Annotated in this window: 12 protein-coding genes; 4 read left to right on the top strand and 8 right to left on the bottom strand. The window is 71.9% G+C overall.

Going from position 1 to position 10,695, the window contains the following annotated elements:
• Positions 1–24: 24 nt before the first annotated feature.
• Both AB0H87_RS30805 and AB0H87_RS30800 read right to left on the bottom strand, forming a co-directional pair.
• The gene (locus AB0H87_RS30805) at positions 25–1,941 is read right to left on the bottom strand and encodes an acyl-CoA dehydrogenase family protein (RefSeq protein WP_360153420.1); all 1,917 of its coding nucleotides are present in this window, start codon (positions 1,939–1,941) and stop codon (positions 25–27) included.
• 130 nt (positions 1,942–2,071) lie between these two features.
• On the bottom strand, positions 2,072–2,596 hold the full coding sequence (locus tag AB0H87_RS30800) for a DUF6328 family protein (protein ID WP_360153417.1): 525 nt from the start codon (positions 2,594–2,596) through the stop codon (positions 2,072–2,074).
• A 60-nt stretch (positions 2,597–2,656) separates the two neighbouring features.
• On the opposite strand from AB0H87_RS30800, the gene AB0H87_RS30795 reads away from it, so the two are divergent.
• Entirely contained in the window at positions 2,657–3,532 is an 876-nt protein-coding gene (locus tag AB0H87_RS30795) for an LLM class flavin-dependent oxidoreductase (protein ID WP_360153414.1), read from the top strand.
• On the opposite strand, the gene AB0H87_RS30790 is transcribed toward AB0H87_RS30795, so the two are convergent.
• A complete protein-coding gene (locus AB0H87_RS30790) occupies positions 3,516–4,115 on the bottom strand; it encodes a TetR/AcrR family transcriptional regulator (RefSeq protein WP_360153411.1) in 600 nt (199 codons plus the stop codon). The genes AB0H87_RS30795 and AB0H87_RS30790 overlap by 17 nt on opposite strands.
• Positions 4,112–5,176: an FAD-binding protein gene (locus AB0H87_RS30785; protein WP_360153408.1), complete on the bottom strand. Its 1,065-nt coding sequence runs from the start codon at positions 5,174–5,176 to the stop codon at positions 4,112–4,114. Before AB0H87_RS30785 ends, AB0H87_RS30790 begins: the two co-directional genes overlap by 4 nt.
• A gap of 70 nt (positions 5,177–5,246) precedes the next feature.
• Between AB0H87_RS30785 and AB0H87_RS30780 the strand changes: the two genes are divergently transcribed.
• The 3 genes from AB0H87_RS30780 (at position 5,247) to AB0H87_RS30770 (ending at position 7,212) form a co-directional block, all read left to right on the top strand.
• Positions 5,247–5,540 (top strand): hypothetical protein, encoded by a 294-nt coding sequence (locus AB0H87_RS30780; RefSeq protein ID WP_360153405.1) that lies wholly within the window; start codon positions 5,247–5,249, stop codon positions 5,538–5,540.
• Complete coding sequence (locus AB0H87_RS30775) at positions 5,540–6,529, top strand: NADPH:quinone reductase (protein WP_360153402.1); 990 nt, start codon at positions 5,540–5,542, stop codon at positions 6,527–6,529. The genes AB0H87_RS30780 and AB0H87_RS30775 overlap by 1 nt, the downstream gene beginning before the upstream one ends.
• 62 nt (positions 6,530–6,591) lie before the next feature.
• The gene (locus AB0H87_RS30770; protein WP_360153399.1) at positions 6,592–7,212 is read left to right on the top strand and encodes a hypothetical protein; all 621 of its coding nucleotides are present in this window, start codon (positions 6,592–6,594) and stop codon (positions 7,210–7,212) included.
• 16 nt (positions 7,213–7,228) lie between these two features.
• Here AB0H87_RS30770 and AB0H87_RS30765 read toward each other — a convergent pair whose 3' ends face one another.
• From AB0H87_RS30765 to AB0H87_RS30750, 4 genes are all read right to left on the bottom strand, one after another.
• Entirely contained in the window at positions 7,229–8,095 is an 867-nt protein-coding gene (locus tag AB0H87_RS30765) for a hypothetical protein (protein ID WP_360153396.1), read from the bottom strand.
• A gap of 95 nt (positions 8,096–8,190) precedes the next feature.
• The gene (locus AB0H87_RS30760; RefSeq protein WP_360153393.1) at positions 8,191–8,673 is read right to left on the bottom strand and encodes a suppressor of fused domain protein; all 483 of its coding nucleotides are present in this window, start codon (positions 8,671–8,673) and stop codon (positions 8,191–8,193) included.
• A gap of 123 nt (positions 8,674–8,796) precedes the next feature.
• Positions 8,797–9,597 (bottom strand): siderophore-interacting protein, encoded by an 801-nt coding sequence (locus tag AB0H87_RS30755; protein WP_360153390.1) that lies wholly within the window; start codon positions 9,595–9,597, stop codon positions 8,797–8,799.
• A 178-nt stretch (positions 9,598–9,775) separates the two neighbouring features.
• Positions 9,776–10,576 (bottom strand): alpha/beta hydrolase, encoded by an 801-nt coding sequence (locus AB0H87_RS30750; protein WP_360153387.1) that lies wholly within the window; start codon positions 10,574–10,576, stop codon positions 9,776–9,778.
• Positions 10,577–10,695: the final 119 nt, after the last annotated feature.

The raw sequence follows: 10,695 nt of genomic DNA, 5'->3' as shown, positions 1-10,695 counted from the left end.
GTCCGGGCCGCCGCATCGAACGGGTCAGCTGGGCGGTGGCACGCGCCGCCGCACGTCCTCGCCCGTCGACGGGCCGGGCTGCCAGGTCGCCACCCAGGGCTCGTCGCCCTGCGGGTGCACCACGCCCTCCTCGAGCCAGGCGTAACGCCCGTCGAGGATGCGCTTGGCGGCCTTCGCGTCGACCGCGTCCGTGTTGTCCCAGAGCGCCGTGAACAGCGCCTCGGCCCTCACCTTGGCCTGCCGGCAGAACAGGTCGGCCAGCTCCATGCCCTCCGGCCGGGCGTCGCGCTCGGCGTTGGCCCGGACGCAGACCGCCGCCATCGCGAACAGCTCCGCCCCGATGTCGACGATGCGGCCGAGGAAGACCTCGCGGTCCTCCATCCGCGCCTGCCAGCGGGACATGCCGTAGAACGTGGACCGGGCCAGCTTGCGGGAAGCCCGCTCGACGAAGCGCAGGTGGTGCGCCAGCGGCCCGTACGCGGTGAAGGCGTTGGGGTTCTGGCCCTTGCCGACCGCGAGGCCGGGCAGCCACTTGGCGTAGAACGCGGTGGCCCGGGCGCCGGCCTTGGCCTTGCGGCCCAGGTCGGCCTTGGGGTCGACGATGTCGCCGGCGACGGAGAGGTGCGCGTCGACCGCCTCGCGCGCGATCAGCAGGTGCATGATCTCCGTCGAGCCCTCGAAGATCCGGTTGATCCGCATGTCGCGGAGGATCTGCTCGGTCGACACCGCCCGCTCGCCGCGCGCCGCCAGCGACTCCGCCGTCTCGTAGCCGCGACCGCCGCGGATCTGCACCAGCTCGTCGGCGATCTTCCAGCCCATCTCGCTCGCGTAGAGCTTGACGAGGGCCGCCTCGATGCGGATGTCGTTGCGGTCGTCGTCGGCCAGCATGCAGCAGAGGTTGAGCATGGTCTCCATGCCGTACGTGGTCGCCGCCATGAAGGCCAGCTTCTGCGCGATGGCCTCGTGGTCGCCGACCGGGCGGCCCCACTGCACCCGCTCCGCGGACCACTGGCGGGCCACGTTGAGGCACCACTTGCCGGCGCCGACGCACATCGCGGGCAGCGACAGCCGGCCCGTGTTGAGCGTGGTCAACGCGATCTTGAGGCCGCGCCCCTCGCCGCCGATCATCTGGTCGGCCGGCACGAACACGTCGTGGAAGCGGGTCACGCTGTTTTCCAGCCCCTTGAGGCCCATGAACCCGTTGCGCCGCTCGATCGTGATGCCCGGCGAGTCGCCCTCGACCACGAACGCGGTGATGCCGCCGCGGCGCCCCTCGGACTTGGGCACCCGGGCCATGACCACGAGCAGGGTGGCGACCGTGCCGTTGGTGGCCCACAGCTTGACGCCGTTGAGCCGGTAGCCGCCCTCGACCGGCTCGGCGATCGTGCCGAGGCGGGCCGGGTCGGAGCCGACGTCGGGCTCGGTGAGCAGGAACGCGGACACCTCGCCGGCGGCCAGCCGGGGCAGGTAGCGGCGCTTCTGCTCGGCGGTGCCGAACAGCTTGAGCGGCTGCGGCACGCCGATCGACTGGTGCGCCGAGAGCAGCGCGCCGATCGCCGGGTTCACCGAGCCGACCAGCATCAGGCTGCGCGCGTAGTCGAGGTTGGTCAGCCCGAGGCCGCCGTAGTTCTCGTCGATCTTCATGCCGAACGCGCCGAGCCGGGCCAGGCCGTGGAACACCTCGTCCGGGATCCGGTCCTCGCGCTCGATCCGCTCGCCGTCGACCTCGCTGCGCACGTACGCGTTGAGCTTCTTGACGAACTCGTCGCCCTTCGCGGCCCGGATCGGGTCGGGCTGGGGCCAGGGATCGATCAGGTCGAGCCGCAGCCGGCCGAGGAACAGCTCCTTGCCGAAGCTCGGTTTGGTCCAGTCGGTCTCGCGGGACGCCTCGGCGACCTCGCGGGACTCCTGGTAGGAAACCGTGCCCGCCTCGTGCGGCAGGGCCCCGGCACCATCGGCGCCGCCGGCCTCCGGCGGCCTGTTCTGGGTGGTCGTCACGGCTTCCCCCTTTTGTCGGGCTTGGCTGTGCTGGTTCTGACGGTACCTCGCTTTATTACCCGTCGGTAGGTTTCTAGAACTCCTCGGGATGCTCCCTTCTTCGCGTCATCTCCGATTCGGTCTCGTACGGCTCGCTCCAGTCGCGCCGGACCCACGGCAGCACCCCCCAGAACGTGAGGAAGAAGATGGTGGTGATGCCGCCGAGGATGATGGCCACGTTCCGCGACACGATGAAGTCGGTGACCAGCAGGACGGCGCTGACGATCGAGACGAGCAGGAACGACAGGCCGGCGGTGGCCACGGTGTGCGCGAAGCGAACCAGCTCGGGCTTGCGGCCCTGGCGGAACAGCGCCCGGTGGAAGGCCACGGGCGCGATGATCAACGCGGTCGCGCCGGCCGCGGCCAGCAGCGACACCAGGTACGTGTTGCGCTGGAACGTGTCGGTGCGCGGGAAGCCGTTGCTGAACGGCAGCGTGAGCAGGAACGCGAAGAGGATCTGCACACCGGTCTGCGCGACCCGCAACTCCTGGAGCAGGTCGTTGAAGTTCCGGTCCCACCGTTGCTTCGGCGTCTCCTCGGGTGGCTCCTCCGCGGCCATGGGCTCATGGTCGTCGGTGGGCGGGATCGTCGTGGGGGAACGACGATTTACCGTTGAGGCGTGCCCGACTACGGCCGTGACCTCACCTTCGGATACTTCCTCATCCCGAACGCCGCCGACCCGCTGCTCGCCACCGCGCGGGAGATCGAGGACCGCGGCCTCGACTGGATCGGCGTGCAGGACCACCCCTACCAGCGCCGCTACGTCGACACCTTCGCGCTGCTCAGCGCGATCGCGGCGGTGACCACGCGGGTGGGCGTGTTCCCGGACGTCGCCAACCTGCCACTGCGCCCGCCTGCCGTCATGGCCAAGGCGGCGGCCAGCATCGACGTGCTCAGCGGGGGCCGGTTCGAGCTGGGGCTGGGCGCCGGGTCGTTCTGGGACGCGATCGAGGCGTACGGGGGCCCGCGCCGGACGCCCGGCGAGTCGCTGGCGGCGCTCGAGGAGGCGATGGCGGTCATCCGGCTGGTCTGGAGCGGGCAGCGCAACCTGCGCTTCGAGGGCCGGCACTACCGGCTGGCCGGCGCGCACTCCGGGCCCGTACCCGCGCACGAGATCGGCATCTGGCTCGGTGTGTACGGGCCCCGCGCGCTGGCCCTGGCCGGCCGCCTCGCCGACGGCTGGGTGCCGTCGCTGCGCGGCGAGATCACCCCGCTCGCGGAGGCGGCCGCCCGGCTGGACGACGCGGCCGCCGGCGCGGGCCGGAATCCCGCCGACATCCGCCGCGTGCTCAACATCAACGGCCGGATCACCGACGGGCCGCGGGAAGGGCTGCTGCGGGGCCCGGTGGACCAGTGGGTCGACGAGCTGACCGACATCGCGCTCGGGTACGGCTTCGACACGTTCCTCTACTGGGGAGAGGGGCCCGACCAGCTGCCCCGGTTCGCCGAGGAGGTGGCGCCGGCGGTGCGCGCACAGGTCAACGCGGAGCGGTGACGCCCAGCATCAGCCGCAGCTGGGCGAGCAGGGCGTCGCGGAACTCCACGGGCGAGGGCATCGGCTGCTGCTGCGCGCGGGAGACGATCAGCCCCGCCAGACCGGCGAGCAGCAGGTCGGTCACCGCCTCGGCGCTGTGCGCCGGCCTGAACTCACCACGTTGGACACCCTCGCGCACCGCCGCCAGAAATGGCGCCCGGTAACGCGCCGCCTGCTCCGCGCCGTAGTCGCGCAGGTCGCCGTCGCGCATGGCGGACCGCCAGAACTCGACGAGGATCTGGCGGGTCCGCTCGGTGTTGTGCAGGCTCCGGTCGGCCATCGCCACGAGCCGGGGCCACGGGTCCGGCTCGGCTGCGGCCACCGCTTCGAGGGCCTCGACCTCCTGGTCCGTGAAGACCTCCATGGCCTCGATGACCATGTCCTCGCGGGAACCGAAGTAGTTCTGCAGCGTGCTGATCGCGACGCCGCTGGCCGTCGACACGTCCGTGAACCGCGTGTGCTCGTAGCCGCGGGCGGCGAGCACGTCCGCCACGGCCGTCAGCACGGCGGCGCGCTTGGCTCCGCCGGCCCGCCTGCGTCTCATGCCGCGGGTGGGATGTTGTGGTTCCACCGGAACATGTTGCCCGGGTCCCAGGTGGACTTCGCCGCCCGGAGCCGCGCGTAGGTCGCTTCGTCATAGGCCAGCCGCACGCCCTCGACCGTAGCGTCCGCGGGTGACAGGTAGCCGGGGTGCTTCCGGCTGTCGGGACGGGTGAGCCGGCCGGTCAGCTCCGCCGCCACGTCGGTGTCGAGCGTCGCGCCGGGCGGCACGACGGTCAACGCGAACATCGCGAAGGCCACGTCCCGGCGTACGGCGTTGGGCCGTTCCGGCTTGCGTCCCAACGCACCGCCGAGCTGGGTCACGTTGACCAGCGCCGGCGCGACGGCCCGCAGCGGGGCGAGCAGCGCCTCGCCCTCGGCGTCCGTGGCGAGGTAGGCCACGCGGACGAAGACGCTCAGCCGGCCGCGCATGAACTCGGGGACAAACGGCAGGTCCGGTGCGTGCAGCAGCACGACCGAGGAGGTCAGCTCATCGGGCTCGGTCGCGGTGAGCGACCGGTACGCCTCCAGCACCGCGCGCGCGTGCTCGCCGGCGAACTGCAGGAAGCCCGCGTACAGCTCGGTCAGCGGGAACAGGCCGAACTCCAGCGCCGTGACGACGCCGACGTTGCCCTTGCCGCCGAGCAGGGCGAAGAACAGGTCCGGGTCGGAGTCCGGCGTGACGTGGCGCGGCACGCCGTCCGCGGTCACGACGTCGGCCGCCGTGACGTGGTCGGCCGCGTAGCCGTGGGCCCGCCCGAGTGCGACGCTGACCCCGCCGCCGAGCGTGTAGCCCACGACGCCGACCTGCGGCGAGGAGCCCGCGAGCGGCGCGAGCCCGACCTTGGCGGCCTCGTCGACCACCTGTCCCCAGCGCACACCCGCCTCGACGCGGGCCGTGCGGCGCGGCACGTCGACGCTGACGCCGGTCATGCGCCGCGTGGTGATCATGACCGCGTCCGGGGAAACGGCGGGTGAGCCATGTCGCGCCTTCCTTGACCTGGTCACAGCGCTGGACAGCCGCAGCCGGTATAGCCGTACGGTACCGTCGTACCGGCCAGCCATCGCCAGCGATTGTGGCGTGAACCACCCAGTTTTGCCCGTACAACGGCTGGCTTATGGAGAAAGTCGAGTTATGACCACCGTTGAACTGACCCGCTTCCGCGCGGCCCGCGCCGACGACCTGCTGGCCGCGCGGCCCGCGATGGTGCGGGACTTCGAGACCGACCGCCCGGGCTTCCTCGGCGCGCGGCTGATCCGCGTGGGTGACGACCAGTGGCTGGACATCGTCTACTGGCGCACGCCCGAGGACTTCGCGGAGTCGCGGCGCCGGGGCGGGAACCGGCCCGGGATCCAGGCGTTCTTCGCTCTGATCGACGAGCTGATCAGCTCCGAGGAGGGCACGACGACCGAGCCGGCGGGTCCGTGATGCGGGCGGCCTGGTACGACCGGCAGGGTCCGGCGCGGGAGGTCCTGCGGGTGGGCGAGCTGCCCGACCCGTCGCCGGGCGAGGGCGAGGTCCGCGTACGCGTGTCGGTGTCCGGGATCCACGTCGGCGACCTGGGCAAGCGGCAGGGCTGGTGGGGCTCGACGATGCCGTTCCCGCGGGTCGTTCCCCATGGCGACGGTGCCGGCACGATCGACGCCGTCGGGCCGGGCGTGGACCCGGCGCGGATCGGCGAACGGGTCTGGGTCTACCTCGCCCAGTCGTACCGACCCTTCGGCACGGCGGCGGAGTACACGGTGGTGCCGTCGCGGCACGCCGTCGTCCTGCCGGACAGCGTGCCGGACGAGCAGGCGGCCGGCCTCGGCATCCCGGGCATCACGGCGCACCGGGCGGTCTTCTCCGACGGGTCGGTGACCGGGAAGCGGGTGGTCGTCACCGGCGCCCTGGGCGCGGTCGGGCGGGCGGCGGTGGCCGTGGCCCGGCGCGGCGGCGCGACGGTGATCGGCACGGTCCGCAGCCCGGACCAGGTCGAGGCCGCGGTGGCCGCGGGCGCGCATTCGGCCGTGGCCGCCGAGGGCGGCGACATGGCCGCCCGGATCCTCGAGCTGACCGGCGGCGACCTGGTCGACCGGGTGGCCGAGCTGGCGTTCGACGCGAACATGGCGACGAACCTGGAGATCCTGCGGTACGGGGGTGTGATCGCCACCTACGCCACAGGGTCGAGCGAGCCGCGGATCCCGTACTGGCCGCTGGGTTTCAAGAACATCACCGTTCGCTTCCTCAGCAACGACGACTTCCCGGAACCGGCCAACGAGTCGGCCGCGGCCGACCTGACCGCCGCACTGGCCGCCGGCGACCTGCACTACCCGATCGCGGCGCGGCTGCCGCTCGAGGAGATCGCCCAGGCGCACGAACTGGCGGAGCACAGCTCCAGCCAGGGCCGGGTCGTGCTGGACATCAACCCCCGTTAGCCGGGTTCGCCTGCGCCGGCACCGCGCGCGGAGGACGCTGGAAGGTGAAAGGGGTGTTGATCATGTATGCGCGTTCTTCCACGATCGTGGCCCAAACGTCCTCGATCGACCGGGGCATCACGTTCCTGAGTGACGAGCTGATGTCCGACATGCTGGCCATCGACGGCTGTGTCGGGTTGTCGTTGCTCGTCGACCGGGACACCGGGCGCTGCATCGCCACGTCGTCATGGGAGAACGAGGGGGCGATGAAGGCGAGCGAGAGCAAGGTGTCACCGTTGCGGCAGCGGCTCATGGGCGCGTTCGGCGCGACGGACATCAGCAACGACGAGTGGGAGGTCGTGGTCATGCACCGCGACCACCGGGCGCCCGACGGCGCGCACGCGCGGATCACCTACCTGCGCGGCGACCCGGCGCGGGCCGACGACTCGATCGAGATCTTCAAGTCGCTGCTGCCGACGATCGAGAGCTACGCGGGGTTCTGCAGCGCCAGCCTGCTGCTGAACCGCTCGTCGGGCATGGCGGTCTCGAACATCATCTTCGACAGCGCCGCGGCGATGGCCCGGACGGCCGAGCAGGCCAGCCAGGTGCGCGCCCGGGCGGCCGGGCAGATGGGCTCGGAGATCGTCGAGGTGGCCGAGTTCGAGCTGGCCTTCGCCCACCTCCGCGTGCCGGAATTGGTCTGAGGTCAGCGCGTGGGCGTCACTTGACGCGACTGTTTCGGAGGAGGCCGGCGACGAGGAGCCCGGCGGCGGCGAGGCCGAGCAGGGCGATGATGCCCACGCCGATAACCGCGCGGCGCATGACGGCGCCATCCTTGAGCAGTGCCGACGCGAGCTGGGCGTTGGTGAGGTCGGCCTCGGTGGTGCCCGCCGTCGCGCCACCGGCTGCCGGGTCGGCGCTGGGCCCGGCGGTGGGAGCGCCGGCCGGCGCCTTGGCGGTGGGCGTGGGGCGCGGCTTGGTGGCCGGGCGGCTCTTCGTGACGTTGGGGCTCTTGGTCGTGGTGCCAGGCTTGGTCGTCGTGGAGCGCTGGGTCGTGGTCGCGCGCGGCGCGGTCGGGTTCGCGATGTGCACCTTGCCGCGCGCAGCCGGGTCGCCGCCCTCACAATGCTGCTCGAACGTGGCGTCGAAGGCCTGCACGTAGCCGTCGGCGCCGAACACGGCCTTGGTGACGGTGAAGGACCCGGTCAGCTCGTTGCACCCGCGCCCTTCACCGCTCAGGTCGAGCCCGGGCCCGGTCCCGTTGAACGGATGCCGGTGTGCGGCGCTGTAGGTCTTCGCGGTGAGCTTCTGCGTGCCGGGCGCGTCGAAGGTGACGGTCCACCAGTCACCGTTGTAGGCATTGATCGAGATGGCGACGGTGCTGCCGGACGAACTGGACACGGTGATCCCGTCACCGTTGCCGGTGGAGTAGGAGTATGAGTCGCCCTGGCTGATGTAGTCGCCACTGTCGCCGCTGAACGTCACGGACCCGGTCTTCACGGACTGCGCCTGAGCCGTGCCGGCGACGAGCAGCCCGCCGAAAACCGCCACGACCGACAGAACACCGATCCGCCAGACCATCCGCACGCTGTGCCTCCCCCATGACAGACCGCGCCGGGTCGCCGACGGTCCATCCCTTCAGCGCCGCCGCGGCCGTCCGCGTCACACCGGGTATTCGCGGCTCACAGGACGGAAGGCCGATGCAGGTCGAAAAGGTCGATCTGCACGGCCTCGAACGTCTTCTCCAGCTCCGCCGAATCCTGCCGCTGTTCGACGAACAGACGCTCCCGCTCAGTGATGGGCACTGCCAGCAGCCACGCCACGGTCTTGTCGGTGTACGTCCGCGACGGGAAGTCCGTCGCCCAGAGGAACGGGGGCACGAGGAGCAGGTGCGGCACCGTCGTGCCTTGGACGTACGCACCCACACAGCCCGGGAAGACCGCACCCGGGCGGCACTCCCAGCGGTCGTTGATCACGTAGAACGCGATCGCCGCGACCGCGTTGGCGAACGTCAGAACGTCGCTCGGCGCGCAGCCGACGACCTCGCAGCCGAGCGGCGGCCGCACGGTGCCCGTTACCGCGCGGTCGGACAGACCGATCGTGGCGACGGAGGTCAGCCCATCGTCCGGGCTATCCTCCGCGAGCAGCAGATCGATGTGACTCATCTCGTGCCGGTCCCGGTGACGCGTGACCCTGGCGGATCCGCCGAAGGCGGCGGCGGTGAACTTCGCCAGATCCCTGTTGCTCGCGCTCACGTCCATGGTGGTCAGTTACCACGTCGGCGTCGGTTAGTCGATCTGGCCGATCGGTTCGCGCTTCTCGGCCTGGAAGGCGTCCTCGGTGCGGCCGCGGGCCCAGTAGCCCGAGATGGAGATGGACTCGCGTGGGATGCCGCGGGTGCGGAGGACCGCGCGGATCGCTTTGACCGACTCGCGTTCGCCGTGGGCGAAGACGTGCACCGCGTCCGTCGGCCACGGGCCCTCGTCGACGGCGCGGGCCAGGAACGCGATGTCGTTCGGGTCCGGGTTGACCAGCCAGTGCACGGTCAGCTGCTCCGGGCATTTCAGGTCGAGGATGTCGGCGTCGTCGTCGATCTCGAGGTACGCGACGCCGCATGCGTCGCCCGGCATCGACTCCAGGGCCGCCGCGATCGCGGGCAGTGCCGACAGGTCGCCCGCGAGGACGTGCCAACCGGCCTCCGGGTCCGGGGCGTACGCGCCGCCCGGGCCGGAGACGACCAGCCGGTCACCGGGCGCGGCCTTCATCGCCCACGGCGCGGCGACGCCGGTGTCGCCGTGCGTCACGAAGTCGATCGCGAGCCGGCATGCGACGCGGTCGACCCAGCGCACGGTGTACGTCCGCACGACCGGCAACTGCTCCCGCGGCAGGGTCGCGCGCAGCTCGGCGAGGTCGTACGGCGGCTCCAACCCCAGCGCCGGGTCGACGAACAGCAGCTTCACGTAAGCGTCGGTGTGCCCGTTGTTAGCGAAATCGGCCAGCGACGCACCGGTCGCGACGACCCGCACCACGTGCGGAGTGAGCTGTTCGGTCGACTCCACGGTCAGCACGTGCTGCTGAGGTTTGCCCATGAACGCTGAGGCTACCCTTCGCCGTCACGCACGCAGCGCTCCGGCGACAAGCCCGAGGCTCCATGAGCGACGAGGCGCGACGCCGGGCGGTGGCCGCGCTGGTCGAAGCTCGCGGACTACCGCTCCGGCGGCCGGCATGCTGCCCACGGCGCGCGAGCGACGGCTTTCGTTGCAGCGGCTACAGGGAATCCCGGAGCAGGTCGGACGCCGCGGTGAGATAGCGGTCCTCGGCCTCCGCCGCGGCGGCCGAGACCTCCCGCAGGGTCGGGAAGTTGTGCTCCGCGCCGGCTTCACGCCAGTGCCGCACGGGTACGCCCGCCGCGCCCAGTCGCGCCGCCAGCGCCTCCCCCTCGTCGCGCAGCGCGTCGTGTTCGGCGGTGACCAGCAGCGTCGGCGGCAGGCCGCGCAGGTCGGCGGCGAGCAGGTTGACCTCGGGCGAGGAGTGCATTGCCGCGTCGGGCAGCCAGTGGTCGAGCCAGCCGCGCAGCGTCGCGCCGCCGTACTCCGCCACGCTCGGCGAGCTCAGGGTCGGGTCCGCGTTGGGGCACATCAGCAACTGCGCGACCACCGGGACGTCGGGCAGCCGCAGCGCCGCCAGCACCGCCAGCATGCCGCCGGCCGAGTCGCCCGCCACCGCGAGCGGCCGGTCGCTTGTGGCCAGCGCGCGCAGGACCGCGACCGCGTCGTCGACCGCCGCGGGATACGGGTGCTCCGGCGCCCGCCGGTAGTCCACCGCCACCACGCACGCTCCCGTCGCCGCGGCGAGCCGCCGTACCAGGGAGTCGTGGGTCTCTAGATCGCAGATGACGAACCCGCCGCCGTGCAGGTAGACCACCACGGGCCGGGCGTCGGGTTGATAGACGCGGACCGGCACACCGCCGACGAGCCGGTCCTCGGTGGGCATCGGGGGCTCGGGGTTGCGCGCGGCGGCCCGCTCCCGCGAACGCGCCCGCAGCGCGGCGATGTCGTCTGGCAGCACACCGCACGATAGATCAACACTGGAGACGGCCGCCCCTCGTGCCGGCCGGCCCCGGTCAACGCCCGCATCTCCCGGGTCAGCGTCGACTCGCCGGCCACCGGCTCGCCGAGCGGCGGCTC

It is taken from the genome of Asanoa sp. NPDC050611, assembly GCF_040654855.1.
Taxonomy (GTDB): Bacteria; Actinomycetota; Actinomycetes; order Mycobacteriales; family Micromonosporaceae; genus Asanoa.
Note: the sequence above shows the minus strand (reverse complement) of the source record. Positions and strands in the feature narration are given on the sequence as shown.